The 20,921-nt window shown below is 71.3% G+C and carries 20 protein-coding genes and 1 pseudogene; 8 read left to right on the top strand and 13 right to left on the bottom strand.

Annotated elements, in window-relative coordinates:
• A partial coding sequence (locus tag ACZ6ZQ_RS23315; protein WP_469770548.1) for a LuxR C-terminal-related transcriptional regulator occupies positions 1 to 148 on the top strand: 148 nt, incomplete at its 5' end.
• Between the two features lie 398 nt (positions 149 to 546).
• Here the strand turns inward: ACZ6ZQ_RS23315 and ACZ6ZQ_RS23320 are convergent.
• From ACZ6ZQ_RS23320 to ACZ6ZQ_RS23335, 4 genes are all read right to left on the bottom strand, one after another.
• A complete protein-coding gene (locus ACZ6ZQ_RS23320) occupies positions 547 to 984 on the bottom strand; it encodes a protein-tyrosine phosphatase family protein (RefSeq protein ID WP_469770428.1) in 438 nt (145 codons plus the stop codon).
• 286 nt (positions 985 to 1,270) lie between these two features.
• The gene (locus tag ACZ6ZQ_RS23325) at positions 1,271 to 1,981 is read right to left on the bottom strand and encodes a hypothetical protein (RefSeq protein ID WP_469770429.1); all 711 of its coding nucleotides are present in this window, start codon (positions 1,979 to 1,981) and stop codon (positions 1,271 to 1,273) included.
• Positions 1,982 to 1,988: 7 nt separating this feature from the next.
• Positions 1,989 to 2,600, bottom strand: a complete 612-nt coding sequence (locus ACZ6ZQ_RS23330; RefSeq protein ID WP_453668393.1) for an RNA polymerase sigma factor — start codon at positions 2,598 to 2,600, stop codon at positions 1,989 to 1,991.
• Complete coding sequence (locus tag ACZ6ZQ_RS23335; RefSeq protein WP_469770430.1) at positions 2,597 to 2,833, bottom strand: hypothetical protein; 237 nt, start codon at positions 2,831 to 2,833, stop codon at positions 2,597 to 2,599. Before ACZ6ZQ_RS23335 ends, ACZ6ZQ_RS23330 begins: the two co-directional genes overlap by 4 nt.
• Before the next feature lie 404 nt (positions 2,834 to 3,237).
• Between ACZ6ZQ_RS23335 and ACZ6ZQ_RS23340 the strand changes: the two genes are divergently transcribed.
• Positions 3,238 to 3,594: a hypothetical protein gene (locus ACZ6ZQ_RS23340; RefSeq protein ID WP_469770431.1), complete on the top strand. Its 357-nt coding sequence runs from the start codon at positions 3,238 to 3,240 to the stop codon at positions 3,592 to 3,594.
• A gap of 115 nt (positions 3,595 to 3,709) precedes the next feature.
• Positions 3,710 to 3,970 carry a DUF2277 domain-containing protein gene (locus ACZ6ZQ_RS23345; protein WP_469770432.1) on the top strand — a complete coding sequence of 87 codons (261 nt, stop codon included), beginning with the start codon at positions 3,710 to 3,712 and terminating at the stop codon, positions 3,968 to 3,970.
• Here ACZ6ZQ_RS23345 and ACZ6ZQ_RS23350 read toward each other — a convergent pair.
• The 5 genes from ACZ6ZQ_RS23350 to ACZ6ZQ_RS23370 all read right to left on the bottom strand — a co-directional run bounded on the left by ACZ6ZQ_RS23350 (position 3,939) and on the right by ACZ6ZQ_RS23370 (position 9,920).
• Complete coding sequence (locus tag ACZ6ZQ_RS23350) at positions 3,939 to 4,583, bottom strand: DedA family protein (protein ID WP_469770433.1); 645 nt, start codon at positions 4,581 to 4,583, stop codon at positions 3,939 to 3,941. The genes ACZ6ZQ_RS23345 and ACZ6ZQ_RS23350 overlap by 32 nt on opposite strands.
• A gap of 344 nt (positions 4,584 to 4,927) precedes the next feature.
• Positions 4,928 to 5,392, bottom strand: coding sequence for a DoxX family protein (locus ACZ6ZQ_RS23355; protein WP_469770434.1), 465 nt, complete (start codon positions 5,390 to 5,392; stop codon positions 4,928 to 4,930).
• A gap of 58 nt (positions 5,393 to 5,450) precedes the next feature.
• Positions 5,451 to 7,463, bottom strand: coding sequence for an FAD/NAD(P)-binding protein (locus ACZ6ZQ_RS23360; protein WP_469770435.1), 2,013 nt, complete (start codon positions 7,461 to 7,463; stop codon positions 5,451 to 5,453).
• A 31-nt stretch (positions 7,464 to 7,494) separates the two neighbouring features.
• Positions 7,495 to 9,180 (bottom strand): alkaline phosphatase D family protein, encoded by a 1,686-nt coding sequence (locus tag ACZ6ZQ_RS23365; RefSeq protein ID WP_469770436.1) that lies wholly within the window; start codon positions 9,178 to 9,180, stop codon positions 7,495 to 7,497.
• Between the two features lie 86 nt (positions 9,181 to 9,266).
• Complete coding sequence (locus ACZ6ZQ_RS23370; RefSeq protein WP_469770437.1) at positions 9,267 to 9,920, bottom strand: HNH endonuclease family protein; 654 nt, start codon at positions 9,918 to 9,920, stop codon at positions 9,267 to 9,269.
• Between the two features lie 281 nt (positions 9,921 to 10,201).
• Here ACZ6ZQ_RS23370 and ACZ6ZQ_RS23375 point away from each other — a divergent pair.
• Positions 10,202 to 10,324: pseudogene (locus tag ACZ6ZQ_RS23375) on the top strand (ABC transporter permease); the annotation flags it as partial.
• Between the two features lie 267 nt (positions 10,325 to 10,591).
• The gene (locus tag ACZ6ZQ_RS23380) at positions 10,592 to 11,176 is read left to right on the top strand and encodes a TMEM165/GDT1 family protein (protein WP_469770438.1); all 585 of its coding nucleotides are present in this window, start codon (positions 10,592 to 10,594) and stop codon (positions 11,174 to 11,176) included.
• 456 nt (positions 11,177 to 11,632) lie between these two features.
• Here ACZ6ZQ_RS23380 and ACZ6ZQ_RS23385 read toward each other — a convergent pair whose 3' ends face one another.
• Together ACZ6ZQ_RS23385 and ACZ6ZQ_RS23390 are read right to left on the bottom strand one after the other, a co-directional pair.
• Complete coding sequence (locus tag ACZ6ZQ_RS23385) at positions 11,633 to 12,304, bottom strand: HAD-IA family hydrolase (RefSeq protein ID WP_469770439.1); 672 nt, start codon at positions 12,302 to 12,304, stop codon at positions 11,633 to 11,635.
• Positions 12,305 to 12,539: 235 nt separating this feature from the next.
• Positions 12,540 to 13,940, bottom strand: a complete 1,401-nt coding sequence (locus ACZ6ZQ_RS23390) for a hypothetical protein (protein ID WP_469770440.1) — start codon at positions 13,938 to 13,940, stop codon at positions 12,540 to 12,542.
• 372 nt (positions 13,941 to 14,312) lie between these two features.
• Here ACZ6ZQ_RS23390 and ACZ6ZQ_RS23395 point away from each other — a divergent pair, with 372 nt between their 5' ends.
• Complete coding sequence (locus ACZ6ZQ_RS23395; RefSeq protein ID WP_469770441.1) at positions 14,313 to 15,101, top strand: class I SAM-dependent methyltransferase; 789 nt, start codon at positions 14,313 to 14,315, stop codon at positions 15,099 to 15,101.
• Positions 15,102 to 15,151: 50 nt separating this feature from the next.
• On the opposite strand, the gene ACZ6ZQ_RS23400 is transcribed toward ACZ6ZQ_RS23395, so the two are convergent.
• Positions 15,152 to 16,342 (bottom strand): peptidoglycan-binding domain-containing protein, encoded by a 1,191-nt coding sequence (locus tag ACZ6ZQ_RS23400; RefSeq protein WP_469770442.1) that lies wholly within the window; start codon positions 16,340 to 16,342, stop codon positions 15,152 to 15,154.
• A 159-nt stretch (positions 16,343 to 16,501) separates the two neighbouring features.
• Between ACZ6ZQ_RS23400 and ACZ6ZQ_RS23405 the strand changes: the two genes are divergently transcribed.
• Positions 16,502 to 18,568: an MDR family MFS transporter gene (locus ACZ6ZQ_RS23405; RefSeq protein WP_469770443.1), complete on the top strand. Its 2,067-nt coding sequence runs from the start codon at positions 16,502 to 16,504 to the stop codon at positions 18,566 to 18,568.
• Positions 18,569 to 18,729: 161 nt separating this feature from the next.
• Here the strand turns inward: ACZ6ZQ_RS23405 and ACZ6ZQ_RS23410 are convergent, their stop codons facing one another.
• Positions 18,730 to 19,209, bottom strand: coding sequence for a GNAT family N-acetyltransferase (locus ACZ6ZQ_RS23410; RefSeq protein ID WP_469770444.1), 480 nt, complete (start codon positions 19,207 to 19,209; stop codon positions 18,730 to 18,732).
• A 350-nt stretch (positions 19,210 to 19,559) separates the two neighbouring features.
• Between ACZ6ZQ_RS23410 and gdhA the strand changes: the two genes are divergently transcribed.
• The gene (gene gdhA / locus ACZ6ZQ_RS23415; RefSeq protein WP_469770445.1) at positions 19,560 to 20,921 is read left to right on the top strand and encodes an NADP-specific glutamate dehydrogenase; all 1,362 of its coding nucleotides are present in this window, start codon (positions 19,560 to 19,562) and stop codon (positions 20,919 to 20,921) included.

The following is a 20,921-nucleotide window of genomic DNA, read 5'->3' on the forward strand; positions in this document are numbered from 1 at the left end:
CGCCGCCGGGCGCACCTACCTGCAGACGGCCCGCCACATGGGACTCTCCAAGCACACCGTCGACGCCTACCTCCGCCGCATCCGCGCCAAGCTCGACATCAGCAGCACGGCCGAACTCACCCGACTGGCCATCTCCCTCGGCCTGTGACAACCCCATGCCTGGCCACCCGGGTCCGGCCGTGTCGGCGGTTCGGATTTTGTCCGCGCTCACCGAAACGAAGACCCCCGGCCGATCACGGCCGGGGGTCTTCGACGTACACGCGCACAAAGCGACCTACGAGACGGGCTCCCTTCGTCGGCATTGCCCGAATCAGGTAGTGGGGGTCGCCGTCCGGTCCTGCGACCTTTCAGCCTCTCAGCCCGACCGTCGACGTCGGCCCCAGCGGAACCAAACCCTTCCGCCAAAGTCGGCTACTCCGGTTGAACTCCCTCGCTCATCCCGCAGGTCTTTACTCAGGATAACGCTCCAGGCGCCCGATGGCGACGCTTATGTGCGATTTTCGACCGGTTTCTCGGTAAAGGATGCGCAGGCCATGGCGGGGGCGGCTACGGGACGGCCGGAAAGCGGCGAACGTACCGCCGCTGCCAAGGGGTCTCGACGGCACGCCGGTCGTAGTGGCGGCGTACGAAGGCCACCGCCTCGGCGGACGGGACGCCGTCGAGAACGGCGAGGCAGGCCAGGGCCGTGCCCGTGCGGCCGCGGCCGCCTCCGCAGGCGATCTCGACGCGGTCGGTGGCGGAGCGGGTCCAGGCGTCGTGCAGGACGGCTCGGGCGTGGGCGGGATCGCTGGGGAGACGGAAGTCCGGCCAGCGGAGCCAGCGGGATTCCCAGGGGAACTCAGGGGGCTGTCCGCCCAGCAGATGGACGGCGTACGTGGGCGGTGGGCCGGGCGGGAGCGGGCGGCGCAGGGCGCGGCCCCGTACGAGCCGGCCGGAGGGCAGGCGGAGGACTCCGGGGGCGGTCGGGTGCCAGGGCTCGGTCACGGTGGCCAAGGTAGCCGAGGCGGTGCGTGCACGGCCGGGGAAGCTCCCTGCCGCCTGCCGCCTGCCGCCTGCCGTCCGCCGCCCTACGCCTGCCATCCGCAGCCCGCAGCCCGCCGCCCGCCGTCTGCCGGTCACGGTCGGTAGCACCCTGTGCGCTGCAGTCCGCGCCCGGTAGTGCCCCGAGCTTCCCGAGCGCCACAGCCCGCGGTCCGTGCCGACTTCGCTCGCAGCGTCGCAGTGGACCCACGACCCGTCCGAGGGCCCCGTGACCCGGGGCTCTCGGACGTCAGCGGGTAACCGTGACCAGGTCCTTCACCCGGCCCGCCAGCGCCGCGCTCGGGCGCGGGATGGTGCCGAAGTCGTCGAGTTCGTCGACGTCCAGGTGGCCGACGGTGTCCCTGACGGCGTCCTCGGGTACGAACGCGTCGTCTCCCGCCGCCTCGAAGCGCACCGTGATGCCGGAGGGTGGGGCACCCGGGTCGACCGCCTCGTGCGGCACGGGTCTGAACTGGTCCTGGGTGCCCGTCTCCAGCGCGGGAATCTGCGCCGCCCAGTGCTGGGCGTCCCGCAGTTCGCCCCGGCGCAGATGCAGCAGGTACAGACACAGCGCACTCGTCGCGTTCCCCGCTCCGGCGGCGAACTGCCACCAGAACTGGGCGCCTTCCTCCGCGTCGGCCAGGTCCAGCAGGCAGGCGAAGGCGAGGGCCCCGTCCGGGTCGCGGTCGTCCTCGAAGCGGGCGATGTAGCCGGCGGCCTCGTCGTTCGTGATGACGTTCTGGGACAGCGACCACAGTCCGTCCCGCGCCTGCTGGTGGAGCGTCGCCGTGGGGCGGCCCCACGGGGAGGCGCCGCCCGTGAACATCTGCGTCCAGCGGGCCTCGGCGAGGTCGTGCGCGAGTCGCCGGCGGGATGCCTCCAGTTGTTCCTTCGAGTAGTCGCCCTCGAAGACCCTGGCTCTGGCGAGGGCCTCCTCGACACCGCGCGGCCGGCGTGACATAGGGCTCTCACTCCTCATCGTCGATGTCCACTTCCATGTCGAGATCGAGTTCGGCCGCCAGCCGCCGCTTGGCACTGCAGCGCAGCGTCCGCACCGTGGCCGGGGTGATGCCCATGACCGAGGCCGTGTGCTTCGTCGTGTAGCCCAGCGCATAGCGCAGGAGGACCACGTCAAACTGTCGCTCGGGGAGGTGGGTCATGGCGCGGTAGAGACCGATGCTGTGCTCGAGTTCGTCGACCTGTGCCCGGAAGTGTTCGCGGAAGGTGCCCATGACGGCATCCGTGGCGGCACGTATCGCACGGGCGAAGGCCAGCGTCTCGGGGCCCGCGGGCGGGCGGCCCGTCACTGTCAGTTCGGTGGCCACCCGCTCCTTGTGCAGGGCCCAGGCGTCGGCCTCGAAGCTGCCCTGGCGGGTGAAGTGCTGCCAGTTGAAGGCCAGGTAGAGGAAGGTGCCGTGGACGAGTTCGTCGGCGGCGTCCCAGTCGCCCAGTTGGATACGCGCGTACTCGAAGTACGGCTGGTGGTACTGGGTGTGGAACGCCCGGAAGGGCGGTGGCATGGAATTGACGAGTCCCTGCATCGCCCGCCTGTTCACATCCTTGGGCTGCCGGCCGCTCATGAGCGGCCTTCTTCGTCGGGCCCGTCGGCATCGGGGAGTGCCGGCGGGGAGGTGGGGTGGCGCTGTTCGATCAGGCTGGCGGCTCCGACACGTACACCCGCGCCGAGCAGGCGCCGCGTGAACGCCCGGACATCGGGCGCGTACGCTCTCGCGGCGGCCGCGATGGCCAGCACGAGGGCGGCTTCGTCGAACTTCACTTCGGTGCTGTCCTTACGTTCGCTGTCGGTCGGCACTCGGATCCCCGCTGCTTTCGCACGCCCCGGTGCCTGGAGCGTCATTGCTCGTGCGGACAGCAAAGCGGTTTCGCACCGCGAAACGTGGAGACGTCTGACAACGAATATCTGGCGGACAGCAACCAGATGGTTACAGCAACTCGGTGCATACGTTTGCAGTTGGGTATCGCCGACGCCCGCCACCCCTGGTGTACTCGCGAGTCACGCCGGACTACCTGCGGCCCGTCCGGAGCGGGCTGCGGAGCCATCACTCTTTGCGCAAACTCTGGGCAGCGTTCCGGGTGTTGGGGCGTGTGACGGACGCCATATGTGGCATATGAACGTGGCATCCGCGTAAGTGGTATCCGTCACCGGGGCACGTCTGTGGGTCACCGTTGTCAGTCCGGGCCCGTAACCTTGTGACCATGTCCCCAACCCTTCGCGAGCTTGGTTCCGTACGGTCCGCTGCTGTGGTGAATGCGGAGATTCGCGCACTGTGGGCGCGGTCCGGGGCGCGGTTGTCCGCCGTGGACGAGGCCCGGTACCAGCAGCTGCTCGTGGAATGGGCGGCGGCGGTCGGGGCGGAGACGGACGCGGGGGCGGACGTGGAGACGGGCGCCGATGTGATCCTGGGCGCGGGTGCGACCACGGGTGTCGCTGCGGGGGCGGCGTCGGGTGCGGGTGCGGGGGCGGCACCGGCACCGGCACCGGCTGCGGGTCTGAGCACAGGTGTCGGTGCGGCTCCGGGCACCTCGGGCGCCGGGATCGCCGACGCCGCGTGACGCACTCACGGCACGCGTGAGGCGTGCGTGACGCACTCACGGCACGCGTGAGGCGTGCGTGGCGTACACACGCCGACCGAGGCGCGTTGTCAGTGGCGTGGCCCACACTGGAGACATGTGCCGCAGCATCAAGACTCTCCGACCGCCCGTCCTCCCCGAAGAAGCCACCGACGAGGACATCAGGGCCGCAGCCCTGCAGTTCGTACGGAAGGTGTCCGGGTTCCGGGCGCCCGCCGCGCACAACCGGGAGGTGTTCGACCGGGCCGTGGACGAGATAGCGGAGTCGACCCGCAAGCTCCTCGACGGGCTGGAGGTGCGTGGCGGCGGGAGCGCGGCCAGGAAGGCTATGCCGGTTCCGGCGCCGGACGCCGCATGACGTAGGCCGCGAGCGACCCCGCGGCGAAGAGGGCGAGGACCGACACCGCCACGCCCACCCATGTCGCACCCAGCCACTGGCCGCCGAAGTAGCCGAGGCCGACGCTGTAGCCCGCCCAGGCCACTCCCGCGAGGGCCGACCAGGGCAGGAACTCCGTCACCTTGCGGCGTGACGCGCCCGCGCCCAGGGACACGACCGAGCGGCCCGCGGGGGCGAAGCGGGCGATGACCACCAGCATGCCGCCGCCGCGGCTGAGGGCGGTGCCGAGACGTTGCTGCGCCCTGCTCAGCCGGCGGGAGCGCGCGATCGCCCGGTCCAGCCGGTCGCCGCCGCGCCAGGCCAGCCGGTAGGCGACGAGGTCGCCGAGCACGGACGCGGTCGTCGCGCAGAGCAGCAGCACCAGCAGTGAGGGCACCTCCTGGGGCACCTGGCCGGCGGCCTCGGCGACCGTCGTCGATCCCGCGGCCGTCGATCCGGCTGCGGCCGCCGTCGCGGCCGTGATCACCAGCACACCGCTGGGCAGCACGGGCACGAAGACGTCCAGGAGTACGGAGACGGCCACGACGGCATAGATCCACGGGCTGCCGGTCAGCGACCCCACAGTCTCGAGCACCTGGACTCCCCCCTTGATGACAACGCCGCGACGTCGCAGGGGAGCGGCAGGGGCGGCATGACAGCCATACAGCGTACGCCCGCGCCCTGCGGAGAGATCATCAGGGGTGGGCTGAAGTCGGGGGCGGCCTTACGGGGCGGCCCGCGGCGTGGAGCAGCGCCCCGGAGGGCCGCGGCCCCGCCCGCGAGGTGAGGTGCGAGGCGAGCGAGGTGAGGTGCGAATGGAGAGGAGAACGCGGGTGGGGCCGGGGCCGCACGGCACCAGCCGCCGGCCCCGGGCCCACCACCTGGAACGTCAGGCCGTGACACCACCTGGAACGTCAGGCCGTGACAGCGCCTGGAACGTCAGGCCGTGACAGCCGCCGCGGACTCCTCGGGCTTCTTCTCTTCGGCCGCGCCGCGCGGAGCGAACAGCCGGTCCAGCCCCAGCGCACCCGAGCCGGTGAAGACCAGCAGCAGGAACGCCCAGCAGAAGTACGCGGCAGCCTCGCCGTGGTTCTGCAGCGGGAAGAGCGCCTCGGGCTGGTGCACCTTGAAGTACGCGTACGCCATCGAGCCCGACGCTATGAACGCGGCCGCGCGCGTGCCGAGGCCGATCAGCACCAGGCCGCCGGCGACGAGCTCGATCACGGCCGCGTACCAGCCCGGCCAGGTGCCGGTGGGCACGGTGCCGCCGTTCATTCCGCCGAGGACGCCGAACAGCGAGGCGGCGCCGTGGCTGGCGAACAGCAGGCCGACGACGATGCGGAACAGGCCGAGCACGTACGGCTGGGCCTGGTCCAGTCGCGAGGACGACTGACGAGTGGCCATCTGGGGGGTCTCCTTCGGTCTGGGGACGTGAAACCGATGGGACTCAAGTTAGGTGGACCTAATCAATGCTTGCAAGTTCAACATTCAGCCAACGGTCGCTCTTCATCGGAATTTCACAGTCGGCAGCCACGCGCAGCACGGCCCGCGCCACCGCGTCCGCGTCCGACAGCGTCACCGAGTCCACCCCGGGCCGGGCCCCCGCCGCAGTCACCCAGTGCACTCCCTCGGTGGGCACGCCGACCGCGAACCGCCGTGGATGCGCCCGCCCCTGACGATCGATCAGACGGTACGGCCGCGCTGTCACGTCCAAGCCGCCGGTTTCGTAACCGCCCACCGCATGCGGCCGGCACTGCCCCGTGCGCAGCAGCCGCGCGAGCAGCTCGTCACGGCTGCGCCTGAGGTCCGGCTCCGGGAGCCGTGCCTCGATCAGCGTCGTCGCCGTCACCGCCGACCCCGGCACGTCGGGCGACTCGGCGGCGAACGCCCCGCCCACCGCCCGTACCGTCATCCGCGGGCCGACCACCTTCAGCACTCCGGCCTCGATCAGCGCGGTCATCTCCTCGATCCGGCGGCGCGGCGGTCCGATGGAGAGGAACGCGTTCAGCGGCGTGTACCAGCGGTCCAGATGGTCGCGCCGGGACCCGCCGGACAGCCCGCGGTGGTCCACGATCTGCCGCACCTCGTTGCGTACGTCCCGCAGGACGTCGAGAGCCGCCTTGAGGGGACCCGCGACATTGCCGAGCGCCGCGTGCTCGGCGTCCCGCCGCAGATGCCCCAGCAGCCAGTCGCGGAAGGCGGCCGGGCCGGTGAAGGTCTCGCCCGCGTACGGCCGTGAGATCCGCTCCCAGGACCAGCGGTCGGCCTCCGTGCACCCGTAGGCGTCCAGGACCGCGGCCTCCTCCTTGCTGCCGTGCGCCGTGTCCAGGAAGCGGGTGCGGAAGCGGGCCCGGAACTCCGCCGCGCGGCCTGGGCCCTTGCACAGCAGCGCCTCGTAATAGACCGTCTCCACCTCCTTGGCGACCCGCGGCCATATCTCGGTGAGGAAGTCCGGCGGATCGCCGGCCTGCGCGCGTTTGCGGAAGACCGCGATCGCGTCCGGGGTGAGCACCAGCGGGCGGTGCCGGCCCGAAGCGCCCTTCGCGTTGTCCCCCCGTGCCTGGTACGGAATGCCGCGCCGTGAGCCCGCGTACATCCGTGGTTCGCGTCCCGAGGGCCGGTAGACGAGACGGTTCCCGGCACCGACGAACGCGCCGCCGCGGCCCGTCGTCAGCAGCGCCATGTGGTCGAAGAAGTTGAGGCCGAGGCCGCGCAGCAGGACCGATTCACCCGGGGCGATCGCGGAGAGGTCGAGGTCCGCCGGGTTGGCGGGGGCGAAGTGGCGCAGGCCGTGCCGGGCCGCGTGGTCGCCGAGCCGGGCCGGAACCGCCCCGGGCGCAACCGGCAGATGCCCCTGCGCCAGCACCACCGCGCTGAGGCCGGTCAGCGAGGTCCCGTCGTCCAGTGCCAGCGTCTGCGAACCGTCCTCGGCGTCGTCGAGGCGCACCGCGCGGGCCCGGTGCACCTCCACCCGTACCGTCCGCGGCGCGCGGTCGGCGATTTCGCGGAACGCCCACTCCAGATAGCGCCCGTAGCAGGCGCGGGTCGGATAGTCGTCGGGGCCGAGCCCCTCGGCCGGGCGGGCGGCGGCCCACTCGTACAGGCTCGGCCCCGGCCGTACCGGCCCCTCGCAGTCCACGCTGTCGTCGGTGAAGAGCGTCACCTGGGAAGCGACCGTGTTCATCAGCAGCTCGGCGGGCTGGTCCGTTCGCCACACTTGGCCCGGGCCCGCCGGGGCGGGGTCGATGACATGCACCGTCAGCGGGGTCTGTGGGGCCAGTTCCGGCACGGAGGCGCAGAGTCTTTCGAGGACCGAGGTGCCGCGGGGTCCTGCGCCGACCAGGGCTATGGCGTGCGGAACTGCGGGCAACACGGACAAAGTACTGACTCCCGGGGCAATGTGGGGGCTTGACGGTACGGGAAGCGGATCGTCCGCCTCATCATGCCGTTGCTGTGTGGGGAGCCGGAGGGGCATGGGTGAGGATCATCTGCTGCTGTGTGAAGTGTCACGGACCATTCGTCAGGTTCCGCTCGTCGACGGTCACGAGCCGCGTACCCGCACGATCCGCCCGCTTGCCCCCGGCCGGTCTGCCGTCCGCGCGTGCCTGGTCGAGCCGGAGGTCGGCCGAGCGCCCGCGCAGCGTCAGTGTCATCAGCTGGTTCCCGAACCACGGTCCGCCGCTCCGGTGCCAGTCGATGACGGGCCGCCCCGCCCGCCCGTGCCGGGCCAGCGCATGGCCGAGCCGCCGCCCCGCCCGGCTCCAGCCGAAGCGGAAGCCGAGCCTTACCGAGGAGTGGATCGCGTTGTGGACGGGGGAGCAGGTCAGTTGCAGCACCCGCGCGTCCGGCGCCGCGTCCGGCCAGACCGGCTCGGCGACGTACGCGTGGTGCACATCTCCGGACAGCACGCAGACCGTCGCCGGTGCCAGCGGGCCGCTGCCCGCCTCCGCGATCAGCGCCGTCAGCTTCTCGAACGATGCCGGGAACGCCGCCCAGTGCTCCAGATCGGACCGTCTGCGCAGGTCTTCGCCGAAACGTGCCCAGCGCGCGCCTCGTTCGCCCCGGCACAGTGCCGCGTTCCAGCTCTCCGCGTCATGGATGAGCGGCGGCAGCAGCCAGGGCAGCGAGGTCCCGACCAGCAGGTGGTCGTACGAGCCCGGGGCCTCCAGCGCCTGCTCGCGGAGCCAGCGAGCCTCGCACTCGTCGAGCATCGCCCTCTTCTGCTCGTCCAGCACGCGCGCGGCCCGGGTGTCGACCATCAGCAGCCGGGTCCTGCCGAAGTCGCGCCGGTAGCTCCAGCGGACCGCGGCCGGATCGGTCTCGGCCTTCGCCGCGAACCGCCGCAGTGCGTCCGTGCCGTCGGGGCTGGACCGTACGGCCGCGTGGACCGGATCCGTTTCGAGCTCGGCCGGGGTGAGATTGCCCAGATGCTGATAGACCCAGTACGACATCAGCCCGCTGCGCAAGCGCTCCTGCCACCAGTCCGTCTCCCGCATCTCCGCGAGCCACGACGCGCTGGTGTTCCAGTCGTCGATCACATCGTGGTCGTCGAAGATCATGCAGCTGGGGACGGTGGAGAGCAGCCAGCGGACCTCGGGGTCCAGCCAGGACTCGTCGTACAGCCGGGTGTACTCCTCGTAGTCCGCGACCTCCATGCCCGGTGGCTCGCGCAGATCACGCCGGGCGGCCAGCCAGCGCTGGGTCGCCTGGGACGTCGCGTCCGCGTACACCTGGTCGCCCAGCAGGAGCAGCACGTCCGGGCGCTCGGCTTCCGGGTCGGCGGCCAGCCGGGCGGCGAGGGTGTCCAGCGCGTCGGGGCCGACCGGGTCGTGCTCGTCGGCGGGCGGCGCGGCCCAGCGGCAGGAGCCGAAGGCGACCCGGACGCCTTCGGCGGGGATCGCAGGGGTGCGAATCGTGCTCTGCGGGAAGGGGGAGTCCTCCAGGGGCCAGACGCGTCGGCCGTCCAGCAGTACCTCGTACGGGGTCGAGGAGGCGGGGGTGAGGCCGGTCACCGGGACCAGCGCGTAGTGGTGGCCCTCGATCTGGAACGTACGGACCGAGCCGCCCGCGCCGTCCGCGCATCGCACCTCGGCCGTGCACGGCCGGTCGGCCTCGACCCAGACGGTCGCCTGCTCACCGGCCTCCCAGTCGACATGCCGCAGTAGTGGTCCCAGGCGCAGCCCGGCTGCCATATGCCCTCCTCCGTCGCCCTCGTACGGTACGGAACGACGGGGGAGGGTAGCGCGGTTCCTTGCCGGACGGGCCGGTCAGCCGCTGTTCAGCAGCCGTTCAGGATGGACTGCAGTGCGGACTTCTCGGCCGAGTCGACCGAAAGGTTCCAGTAGTACTTCGTGTGCACCCACATCCGGGCGTAGGTGCAGTTGTAGGAGGAGCGCGGCGGAAGCCACTCGGCCGGGTCCTGGTCGCCCTTGGCCTGGTTCACGTTGTCGGTGACGGCGATCAGCTGCGGACGGGTCAGGTCGTTCGCGAAGGCCTGGCGCGACGAGGTGGACCAGGAGCTGGCGCCGGAGCGCCAGGCCTCGGCGAGCGGGACGATGTGATCGATGTCGACGTCCGAGGCGGCGGTCCAGGTGGCGCCGTCGTACGGGGAGTACCAGCTGCCGCTGACCGCGGCGCAGCTGGAGTCCTGGACGACGCCCGAACCGTCGCGCTTGAGGACGACCTCGCGCGTGTTGCAGGTGCCCGACTGGGTGATCCAGTGCGGGAACTTGTCCCGGCTGTAACCGGTGGAGGAACCTTCCGCCTTGACGGTCAGCTGGCTCAGGTACGTGCGGGCGGTGGCGGCGCTGACCGGAGTGGGCGGGGCGGCCTGGGCGGCCGGCGCGCTGAGCAGTGTGGCGGCCGAGGCGAGCGCGGCGGATGCGGCGAGCATGGCGGTGCGGGAAAGTCGACGCGCGTAGACACCTGACATGCGAACTCCTCTGGAGGTGGGGGGCGTTGGCCGGTTGCGAGCCCTGCGGCAGGGCTCCGGGCCATCGTGTCGGCGCCAGGTTGCTCGGGGATGGGCGCCAGGTAACAGAGTGGCGACATGAACACGTCACGACAAGGCTTCTGACGCCCCGGCAATTCACTTCCGTCTGCTCAGGGTTGGCGCGTGCTCCTGCCGGTGAACGTCACATTCGGGGTCGTACTGGCCGCGCTGCCGGCAGCCGCGGCCGCCGCCCTCGCGCACCTCGGACGCGCCCGCTCCCGCTCCCGCGAGATCGGCGCCGCGGGGGTGCGCGCCGCGGTGCAGCTCACCGCGACGCGCTGCTGCCGGGGCTCGACCGGACCAGGACGGTGAGCCTGGTCACGCTCCCGGGCGCGTTCGACGGAGCCAAGGACCGTGGTCCCTGACGGAGCGGCTCGGGCTTCGCGTACCCTGGTCGGAGCGGAAGGGGAGTAGCTCTTCGCCGGAACGTCGACATACTGCCGAGCTCGTCTCGGCCGGCGCCCGGAGGCGGCCGCCCGGCGTGGCTCGCCAGCGAGACCTTCGGCCAGCAGTGACCCATGACCATTCATGGCGCTGCCGTGCCGAAGCGACCCCTGAAACGCTCAGGTCTCTCGGTGCGGCGGTGCCCGACCGATTGAGGAACCCCACCCGTGCTGAGCTTCACGATCATGGCGATCGCCTTCGGCGTCGTCTTTCTCGCCGAACTGCCCGACAAGACGGCCCTCGCCGGGCTGATGCTCGGGACGCGCTACCGGTCGTCGTACGTCTTCGCCGGAGTCGCGGCGGCCTTCGCCGTCCACGTCGGACTCGCCATCGCCGCGGGCAGCGTGCTGACGCTGCTGCCGCACCGGCTGGTCCAGGCGGTCGTCGGCGTGCTGTTCCTCGCGGGCGCGGCGATGCTGTTGCTGAAGAAGGACGACGAGGACGAGGAGAAGATCAAGGCGCCGGCCGACCAGTCCTTCTGGAAGGTCTCCGGCGCCGGATTCATGCTGATCCTGATCGCGGAGTTCGGCGATCTGACCCAGATCATGACCGCGAACCTCGCCGCCCGCTACGACAACCCGCTCTCGGTCGGCCTCGGCGCGGTGCTGGCCCTGTGGGCGGTCGCGGGCCTCGGCATCGTGGGCGGCCGGACGCTGATGAAGTACGCGCCGCTGCGGCTGATCACCAAGGTGGCGGCGGGGCTGATGCTGGCGCTGGCGGGATTCAGCCTGTACGAGGCGATCGCGGGCTGAACCGGGGGCGCCCTGGGTTGCTGGCGGGGCTTTGCCCCGCGCCCCTGGCGGGGGTGCGCCCCGGGTCCCTGGCGGGGAACGCCGGTTCCCGTTGGTGCGGCGGGGTGTTCGTCCTCAAGCGCCGGACGGGCTGGGCATGTGCCCTGTCCTGGGGCCCTGGCGGGGGCGTGCTGGTTCCTGTTGGTGCGGCGGCGTGTTCGTCCTCAAGCGCCGGACGGGCGGAACATGGGCACCGCCGGGGGGATCGCGCGGCTCGGGGGCCCCCGAACGCCGGCGGACTGCTTCGGAGCCCCGTCGGCGAGTGAGGCGGGGCTCCGAGGCGGAGTCTCGGACGGGTCTGGGGTGGAGCCCCCACGCGGCGGAGCCCCAACGCGGCGGAGCCGCACATCGATGCTGCGGGGCCGGCGCGGGGAGGAGCGGGGCGGGCAAATGCACCGCGACGTGGGCCGGCGCGGGTCAGGTCGTGGCGGTCAGGCGGATCGAGCCGTCGGCGGTCGGCGTCACCCGCAGCGCGGTGAGGTCCCGGACGTGGACGTCCGGGGCGAACGCGGCTGCACGCGGACCGACCCCCACCACCCGCATCCCGGCAGCGCGTGCGGCCGTAATGCCCGCGTCCGAGTCCTCGAACACCACGCACTCCGCCGGTGCGAAGCCCAGCTCCGCCGCGGCCTTGAGGAAGCCCTCCGGGTCGGGCTTGCTGGCGCCGACGCACTCCGCGGTGACCCGCACCTCCGGCATGCGCAGGCCCGCGGCGCCCATCCGGGCCTGGGCGAGGGCCTCGTCGGCCGAGGTGACCAGCGCGTGCGGCAGGGCGGCGATGGCATCCATGAAGGCGGGTGCGCCCGCGACCGGGACGACGCCGTCCAGGTCGGCGGTCTCCTGCGCGAGCAGCACGCGGTTCTCGGCGTGGTTCTCCTCCATCGGCCGGTCCGGCATGAGGGCGGCCATCGTGGCGTAGCCCTGCCGGCCGTGGACGACCTTGAGCGTCTCCTCCGGGTCGAAGCCGTGCTCGACGGCCCAGCGCCGCCAGACGCGCTCCACGACCGCGTCCGAATTGACGAGGGTGCCGTCCATGTCGAGCAGGAGGGCGCCGGCGGTCAGTGCGGACGGGGTGGCGGTGGCCGGCATAGGCGTACTCCAGGGGAAGGAAGGGCAGAGCGGCTCCCGCTCACCGGTCAGGGAGTGCGAGCGGGAGCCACTTTGTTCTCCTACGATACAAAACAGCGCGCCCGGGCGCCAGTGCACCCTCGGCGCCGTGGCCGGACAGGCATCGCGGACCGGTGCCGGACGGCGAAGGCCCCCGACTGCCGGGCCAGGGCGACAGGCCCCCGGACCAGGGCGACAGGCTCCCGGGACAGAACAGCTAGGGCGACAGATAGGCCCGGTAGTCCGCCCGGCCGCCCAGGGCCGGCAGGGGCTGAACGCGCCAAGTGCGCGCGTACGACGGGGGCGGGCGATCGCCGGCGAGCAGGACCGCGACCGGTTGGCGACGGGCCGCGGCGGCGATGCCCGCCGGAGTGATGCTGCCGTCATGTCCGCCCGGCTGGCGGGAGGCGCAGCCGGTGCGGAACGCAACGCGGATGGCCTCCTCCCCGGTGACCAGGCACGGCGGGCGCACACCATGGGCTCGCAGTACGGCGGCGATGCGGTTGTGGACCGCCCTGTCGGTGCGTACGCGCTGCACCACCGAGTTGAGCACGACGTACTGGATGGCCAGATGCGCCACGACGGCCACAGCGACCAGAACGACCGCAGCCGGGCGCCAGGCTCGGCGGACGCCGACCAGGCACAGCGCCACGGGCAGGGACAGGAGCGCGTATGCAGGCAGCAGGAAGCGCGGGGCCGCGTAGTCGACGGTGAACAGGTACGGCACCGCCAGCGACAGCCCCACCAGCGACGCGGTCAGGATCTCGGTCCGGAGCCGGGCCCGGGCAGCGGCCCACACTCCCCCCGCGACGAGCAACGGCACCGCGAAGAACCACAGCGCGGTGACCGGGTTCCGCCACGGCACGTCGCAGGGACGGCAGAGGGTACGCCCGCCCAGCGCCCGGACGTGGTCGTCGACCGCCAGGTACCAGCCCAGGTGCCCCTGGATCTCGCTCGCCCGCCGCAACCGCGCGGACAGGCCGCCGTAACGGAGGTACGCCTCGATGATCCATTCGGCGCAGCCGAGGCCCATGGAGACGGCGAGGACGGCGAGCAGCACCGGCCGGCGGCTTCCGCCCACGAGCAGGGCCACCGCCGCGAGAGGCAGAACCAGCCACAGCGCGTCCGACGGCCGCATCAGCGCCACGAACGCCACAGCGGCACCGAGGCCGGCCAGTGCACGGCGGTCACCAGGGTCCCCGACCGCCCTCAAGAAGCAGCCGGTCGCGGCCAGCGCCCCGTAGGCGACCCATAGGTTGGGCATTGCCTGCGGGCCGTAGTACGCCGTGATCCACAGGCTCGCGAAAGCCGTCCCGGCGACCGCGAGCACGGGCGCGGGCAGCATTCGCCGCCACACCCACAGCGCGAGGAACAGCCCGCAGCCGGACAGCACGGCCATGTGGACGCGGAGAGCCTCCACGGAGGTGGTCAATGCCGCGACCGGGGCAACGAGGAACGTGATGCCCCGAGCCCGGGGCGCGCTGAAGAACGCCGCGGGGGCCTGCGGGCTGACCTGGCTGACGTACACGGTTTCGTCCCAGCCCAGTCCCAGCCCAGGCGCAACCAGGACCAGTTGGGTGAGCGTGAAGGCCACGGCGACGGCCGCGAGCCAGGGCACCGGGCGAGCGGGCGCCGGAGCCTCTGGCGAGCCAGGGTCCCAGCCCCAGTCCCTGCCGCTGTCCCTGTCCTTGCGCCTGCGTACTCGCGCCGCTCTCTGCGAGGCCAAGCGTGATTCCGGCATGGCGCGACCTCACTCGAAGCGGTTCCGGGTGCTTGCCCTTCCACGCTCCGAGGGACCGCCGTAGCTCACCACACATGAGTGGCACTCGGCCGAACGGCTTGCCCAAAGGAGTGGAGGCGGCGATTCCACAGCTGCGCGTACCGTCGCCGGGCTACCCATCCGCGAGGATCATCCGAGAATCCGGAGGATTATCCGAGAATCCGAAGGTATGCATCGAAACTCGAAGGCCGTGGATGCTTGGAGGCCGTCATGCCGCACACACCCGCCTCGCGTCTGTCGACGAACCGCTCGACCCTCCGCCACAAGGTGCGATACGTGCTGAGCCACCCTGGACGTGTGCTGCCGCATCTGCGCCGGGCGGGGCGGGACAGCCTGCTGAGGGTCAGACACCGCGGGAACCACGTCGGCTACTACCGGGCGGTGATGGCCTCGGACACGGCGCGAAGCCCGGAGGCCGCGGTCGGCGGCACACCGTCGCACGCCCGCTGGCTGGCCATCGGACAGATGCAGTTCGACTACCTGGTCGAGCACGGGCTGAAGCCCCAGGACCGGCTGCTGGAGATCGGCTGCGGCAATCTGCGTGCCGGGTGGCGGTTCATCGATCACCTCGAGCCCGGTCACTACTACGGCATCGACATCTCGCCCGACATCCTCATCGAGGCCAAGAGGACCCTGGTCCGGTACAGCGTCCAGCGGAAGCTGCCCCACCTGACCCCTGTCGACAACCTGACGTTCGACTTCCTCCCGGACGCCTGGTTCACGGTCGTACACGCCCACAGTGTCTTCTCGCACTCGCCTCTGGAAGTCATCGACGAATGCCTCTCGAACGTCGGGCGCGTGCTGGCCCCCGGCGGCTTCTTCGACTTCACGTACGACCGCACCGAAGGAGCCGAGCACCAAGTCCTGCGTGAGGACTTCTACTACCGCACGGAGACGCTGGTCCGACTGGCTGAGAAGCACGGCCTCGCCGCCCGTTTCATGGACGACTGGGAACGCCTGCCGCACGGCCAGTCGAAACTCCGCGTCACACACGGCTAGCCAGTGGGTGGCTTGTGGATCTTGCCCGGCAAGATCCACAAGCCATCTCCCTAGTGACCTTTCCCGCCGCGGCCCCCGCCGCCGTCCCCGTCCCAGCCGTCGTACGGGTACTCCGTCTCCGCTTCCAGGGCGCGGCGGGTCTCCGGGCCGTAGACGCCTTCCGGGTCGCCCTCGATGCCCCGGGAGGCCTGGTACTCGGCCACGGCGTCCTCGACGCGGCCGTCGTAGCGGCCGTGGGGCGGGCCGTCGTAGAGCCAGACCTGGTCGAGGCGCTGCTGGAGCTCGACGACCTCGGCGCCGCTGTCGCCGGGGCTCAAGGTCGTGACGCTGCCGGCCGAGGTGGACGGGGTCGCCCGGGAGACCTGGAGCGACGCCCGGGCCGTGGTGGACGGCGCGGCGGCCGAGGACGACGGGCCGCCGCCGGGGGAGGACGTCGCCGACGCGGACGTGGTGGGCCTGTCGGGGGCCGAGGACGCGGAGGGCGAGGACGAGGGCCCGTCGGGGGCGGTGGTCAGGAAGGGCTCGGGGCTCTCCAGATCGGGCAGCGCCCGGTCCTGCCCGTCGTCCTCCCTGGTGAGCAGCCCGCCGGCGAACGCGGCGGCCCCGAGAACGGCGACGACGGCCGCCGCGGCGAGCAGTACCCCGGGCCCCCGGCGTCGCCCGCGCTTCTCGACCCGGCGGTGACCGGTCACGTACACATGAGTGTCCGCAATCGTGTCTTCAGACGCGTCTTCAGTCGTGTCTTCAGTAGTGTCCGCCACCGCGTACGCAGCCTCGTCGGTCGGCCCGGGGATCACCGGCAGGGGCGCGGTCGCCTCGCCGTCGCCGGGCCCGGCGTACCCGTACGGGGGCTCCGCGGCCCCGTCCGGTGCCGGAAGCGAGGCCTCCGGCCCCGGCACGGACGAGATCTCCGGTACGGACGCGATCCCCGGTACGGACGGAATCCCCGGTACGGACGAGATGTCCGGCGTGGACGGAATCCCCGGTACGGACGGAATCCCCGGTACGGACGAGATCTCCGGCGTGGACGGAATCCCCGGCGCGGACGAGATCCCCGTTACGGGCGAGAATTCCGGCGCGGACGGCGCCGTCGGGGACGGGAGGCCCACATACGGGCGGATGCGCAGCGGATTGAAGTCCTCCGCGGCCGTGGTCTCCGCGCAGGCGCAGCCGCGGCCCTGGCCGGGTCTGCCGTCCGCGTCCACCTGCCTGCCGCATTCAGGACATATGTGTCCCGTCATCGTGGGTCCCCTCCCCTTGAGCTGCCTGCGATTATGCAGCCCATCCGTCGGCCGCCCCCACGGGCTCCCCTTCCGGCAGGCCGTAACCGACCGGAACACCCAGGATGGGAGAAGCAGAAGGAGAAGCAGAAAGGGTGCTGCCGACCAGAGGAGTGCTCCATGGCGCAGGAACTCAGGCACCCGGCCGTGAGCCCTGGCCCGGCGCCCGGCGAAGGGCAGAACCGCCGGACCGTTCTCGTCGCGATCAGCGCGTTGCTGCTCGGCATGCTCCTCGCCTCGCTCGACCAGACCATCGTCTCCACCGCCCTGCCGACCATCGTCAGCGACCTCGGCGGCCTGGAGCATCTGTCCTGGGTCGTCACGGCGTACATGCTGGCCTCCACCGCCGCCACCCCGCTCTGGGGCAAGCTGGGTGACCAGTACGGCCGCAAGAAGCTCTTCCAGGCCGCGATCGTCATCTTCCTCATCGGCTCCGTGCTGTGCGGCATCGCCCAGAACATGCCGCAGCTCATCGGCTTCCGCGCGCTTCAGGGCCTCGGCGGCGGCGGCCTCATGGTGCTGTCGATGGCGATCGTCGGCGACATCGTCTCGCCCCGCGAACGAGGCAGGTACCAGGGTCTGTTCGGCGCCGTCTTCGGAACGACCAGCGTGCTCGGACCGCTGCTCGGCGGGCTCTTCACCCAACACCTCACCTGGCGCTGGGTGTTCTACATCAACCTGCCCATCGGCATCGTGGCCCTCTTCGTGATCGCCACGGTTCTGCACATCCCGGTGCGCGCGACCCGGCACACCATCGACTACCTCGGTACGTTCCTGATCGCCTCCGTCGCCACCTGCCTGGTCGTCGTCGCGTCCCTCGGCGGCACCACCTGGGCCTGGGACTCGGCGCAGATCATCGGTCTCGCCGTCCTCGGGATCGTCCTGCTCGTCGCGTTCGTGTACGCGGAACGCCGCGCCGTCGAGCCCGTACTGCCGCTGCGGCTCTTCCGGATCCGTACGTTCACGCTCGTCTCCGTCATCAGCTTCATCGTCGGCTTCGCGATGTTCGGCGCGATGGTCTATCTGCCGACGTTCCTGCAGGTCGTTCAGGGCGTGTCCCCCACCCTGTCCGGGGTGCACCTGCTGCCGCTGGTGTTCGGTCTGCTGATCACCTCCACCCTCTCGGGCCAGATCGTCAGCCGTACGGGACGGTGGAAGGTCTTCCCGATCCTGGGCACCGCCGTGACCGCCATCGGTCTGCTTCTGCTGCACCACCTGACCGAATCCACCTCCACCTGGGAGATGAGCGTCTACTTCTTCGTCTTCGGCGCCGGACTCGGCCTGGTGATGCAGGTGCTGGTGCTCGTCGTGCAGAACTCCGTCAGTTACGAGGACCTCGGCGTCGCCACTTCGGGCGCGACCTTCTTCCGTTCCATCGGGGCGTCGTTCGGCGTCGCCGCCTTCGGCACCGTCTTCACGAGCGGGCTCCGCGAGAGGCTCGCCGACGCGCTCGCGGGGCGGCCACTGCCACCCGGTACCGGGCCCGGTGAACTCGCCGCCGATCCGCGGGCCATTTCACAACTCCCGCCCGACCTGCGGCAGTCCGTCCTGCACGCGTACGCGACCTCGATCACGGACGTCTTCCTCTATGCGGCGCCGGTCGTCGTCATCGCGTTCGTCGTCGCCTGTTTCCTGAGGGAGGACAAGCTGCGCGGCTCGGTCACCGCGCCCGAGGCGAGCGAGACTCTCGCCTCCAACCCGGTCCATCGCTCCTCGTACGACGAATGCGCCCGCGCCCTGTCGGTGCTCGGCTCCCGCGAGGGCCGGAAGGCGATCTACGTCAAGATCACCACGAAGGCCGGTGTGGGCCTGACCCCCGCGGCGAGCTGGCTGCTGCTGCGCATCAAACGGCACGGCATGGTCGAGCCGGCCCGGCTCGCCGATGTCACTCCCGTACCGATCAAGGCGATCACCGAGGCGTCGCGGCAGGTGGAGGAGCGCGGGCTGGCCCGGCGCGAGGGGATGTCGCTGATGCTCACCGACAAGGGTGTCGAAACGGCGGCGAAGCTGGCGGCGGCCCGGGAGGAGTCGCTGGCCGAGCTGCTCGGCGACTGGTGGGGTCCGGACCGCCCCACGGACCTGATCCAGCTGGTGAAGGAACTCACCGCCGAACTCTGCGGCTCGGACGGCGAACGCCCGCACACCGGCGCCCCGCACCGCGACCACCAGGCCTGGCACTACCGCTGACAATGCCTCGGGCTCGGCCTCGGGCTCCGGCTGGGCCTGCGCCTGGGCATGGACCTGAGCCCGAATCCGAGCCCGAAATCCGGGCCTGAGCCTGAGCCCGAAGTCCGGGCCTGAGCCCGAACCTGAGCCGCCCGAGCCCGAGTCCGCCGCGTCCGAGCCGGTCAGAGGTCCTTGCCGTACCAGACCTCCATGTACGGACCCTCGCAGTACGCCGGGATCTCCCGGTAGCCGTTCCTCGTGTACAGGGTGCGGGCCTCGATCAGGTCCAGCCGCGTGTTGAGCACCATGCGCCGCGCGCCCAGCCCGGCGGCCGCGGACTCCAGCGCGGCCAGCAGCAGGGGCCCGCCCCCGCACCCGCGGAACTCGGGCCGCACGTACACCCGAGTCAGCTCGGCGGTCCGCCCGTCCAGCATCAGTACCCCTCCGCACGAACCGGCCGCACCGCCGTACCGGCCCATGACGAACTCCCCGGTGGGGGCCGCGAGTCGCTCCACCCCGTCGCCGGCAAGGCCCTCGTCGACCTCTGCCTCGGTCGCGGGCCGGTCCCAGTAGCGGCCGGCGACCTCGGCGTAGTAGTCGCGCCGAAGAGTGGTGGCGGCCGGGGTGTCGAAGCGCTCGGGGAGTACGGACCAGGTCGTCATGTTGATCTCTGTACCTGATCCGGCGGCCGCCCGGCGAACGAATTTGGCGGCGTGCGTCCGTGACGGCCGCCCGAGCAGGCGGTCCCATGATCGACGATCGACGGCCGGATCTACGTATACCTACGAGTCCGAGCAGGAGTCCGAGTCCAAGTCCAAGTACAAGTGCAAGTGCAAGTCCGAGTACGGAGCCCACGAAGGCCGTCGCGTCGTGTCCCCGCCCTGGTCGGAACCGTTTCACAGCCTGAGCCGCACCGAAGCTCGGAGGACACCCGCCGAGTGCCCGTCGAAGTACTGCCGAACTACTGCAGAAGCAGTGCCGAAGTAGTGCCGAAGGAAAAGGAACGCACCTGATGCCATCCACCGCCTCCAGTGCCACCGCATGGCTCGAAGCCCTGGAGCAAGCCGTTCAGCAGCGCAATCCCGGTGAGCCCGAGTTCCACCAGGCCGTACGCGAAGTGCTGGAGACGCTCGCACCGGTGATCAGCCTCCGCCCCGAGTTCCGCGAGGCCAAGCTGGTCGAGCGCATGGCCGAGCCGGAGCGGCAGCTCATCTTCCGTGTGCCCTGGCAGGACGACCGCGGCGAGATCCACGTCAACCGCGGCTTCCGCGTGGAGTTCAACAGCGCGCTCGGCCCCTACAAGGGCGGACTGCGCTTCCATCCCTCCGTCAACCTCGGGATCGTGAAGTTCCTCGGCTTCGAGCAGATCTTCAAGAACGCCCTGACCGGCCTGGGAATCGGCGGCGGCAAAGGCGGCAGCGACTTCGACCCGCGCGGCCGGTCGGACGCCGAAGTCATGCGATTCTGCCAGTCCTTCATGACCGAGCTCCACCGCCACCTCGGCGAGCACACCGACGTGCCCGCGGGCGACATCGGGGTCGGCGGCCGGGAGATCGGCTTCCTCTTCGGCCAGTACCGGCGCATCACCAACCGCTGGGAGTCCGGTGTCCTGACCGGTAAGGGCACCGCGTGGGGCGGCTCCCACGTACGCACCGAGGCCACCGGCTACGGCAATGTGCTCTTCACCGCCGAGATGCTGAAGGTGCGCGGCGAGCACCTCGCCGGCCAGCAGGTCACCGTCTCGGGCTCGGGCAATGTGGCCCTCTACACCGTCGAGAAGGCCCAGGCGCTGGGCGCTCACGTCCGCACCGTCTCCGACTCGGCCGGTTACGTCGTCGACGAGAAGGGCATCGATCTGCCCCTGCTGAAGCAGATCAAGGAGGTCGAGCGCGGCCGGGTGAGCGATTACGCGGCCTGCCGCGGCGCCTCCGCACGCTACGTCGAGGGCGGCAGCGTGTGGGACGTGCCCACCGATGTGGCACTGCCGTCCGCGACCCAGAACGAACTGACCGCGGAGGACGCCGTCACGCTCGTACGCAACGGTGTGAAGGCCGTCTCGGAGGGCGCGAACATGCCCACCACCCCGGCGGCCGTCCGCGTCTTGCGCGAGGCGGGCGTCGCCTTCGGCCCGGCGAAGGCGGCGAACGCGGGCGGTGTGGCCACCAGCGCCCTGGAGATGCGACAGAACGCTGCCCGCGACAGCTGGCCTTCCGCCCGGGTCGAGGAGGAACTGGCTCAGGTGATGCGCCGCATCCACGACACCGTCCACGAGACGGCGGAACGCTACGGGCGGCCCGGCGACTATGTCGCGGGCGCGAACATCACCGGATTCGAGCGGGTGGCGGACGCGATGCTGGCCCAGGGCCTCATCTGA

This window comes from Streptomyces sp. NPDC053673, assembly GCF_055585225.1.

Excerpts from the sequence above, each read along its gene's own strand:
- ACZ6ZQ_RS23405 (WP_469770443.1), top strand. The coding sequence starts at position 16,502 with ATGGCGCAGGAACTCAGGCACCCGGCCGTGAGCCCTGGCCCGGCGCCC.
- ACZ6ZQ_RS23365 (WP_469770436.1), bottom strand. The coding sequence starts at position 9,180 with ATGGCAGCCGGGCTGCGCCTGGGACCACTACTGCGGCATGTCGACTGG.
- ACZ6ZQ_RS23385 (WP_469770439.1), bottom strand. The coding sequence starts at position 12,304 with ATGCCGGCCACCGCCACCCCGTCCGCACTGACCGCCGGCGCCCTCCTG.
- ACZ6ZQ_RS23360 (WP_469770435.1), bottom strand. The coding sequence starts at position 7,463 with ATGCCCCTCCGGCTCCCCACACAGCAACGGCATGATGAGGCGGACGAT.
- ACZ6ZQ_RS23330 (WP_453668393.1), bottom strand. The coding sequence starts at position 2,600 with ATGAGCGGCCGGCAGCCCAAGGATGTGAACAGGCGGGCGATGCAGGGA.
- ACZ6ZQ_RS23340 (WP_469770431.1), top strand. The coding sequence starts at position 3,238 with ATGTCCCCAACCCTTCGCGAGCTTGGTTCCGTACGGTCCGCTGCTGTG.
- ACZ6ZQ_RS23325 (WP_469770429.1), bottom strand. The coding sequence starts at position 1,981 with ATGTCACGCCGGCCGCGCGGTGTCGAGGAGGCCCTCGCCAGAGCCAGG.
- ACZ6ZQ_RS23400 (WP_469770442.1), bottom strand. The coding sequence starts at position 16,342 with ATGACGGGACACATATGTCCTGAATGCGGCAGGCAGGTGGACGCGGAC.
- gdhA (WP_469770445.1), top strand. The coding sequence starts at position 19,560 with ATGCCATCCACCGCCTCCAGTGCCACCGCATGGCTCGAAGCCCTGGAG.
- ACZ6ZQ_RS23410 (WP_469770444.1), bottom strand. The coding sequence starts at position 19,209 with ATGACGACCTGGTCCGTACTCCCCGAGCGCTTCGACACCCCGGCCGCC.
- ACZ6ZQ_RS23370 (WP_469770437.1), bottom strand. The coding sequence starts at position 9,920 with ATGTCAGGTGTCTACGCGCGTCGACTTTCCCGCACCGCCATGCTCGCC.
- ACZ6ZQ_RS23345 (WP_469770432.1), top strand. The coding sequence starts at position 3,710 with ATGTGCCGCAGCATCAAGACTCTCCGACCGCCCGTCCTCCCCGAAGAA.
- ACZ6ZQ_RS23355 (WP_469770434.1), bottom strand. The coding sequence starts at position 5,392 with ATGGCCACTCGTCAGTCGTCCTCGCGACTGGACCAGGCCCAGCCGTAC.
- ACZ6ZQ_RS23395 (WP_469770441.1), top strand. The coding sequence starts at position 14,313 with ATGCCGCACACACCCGCCTCGCGTCTGTCGACGAACCGCTCGACCCTC.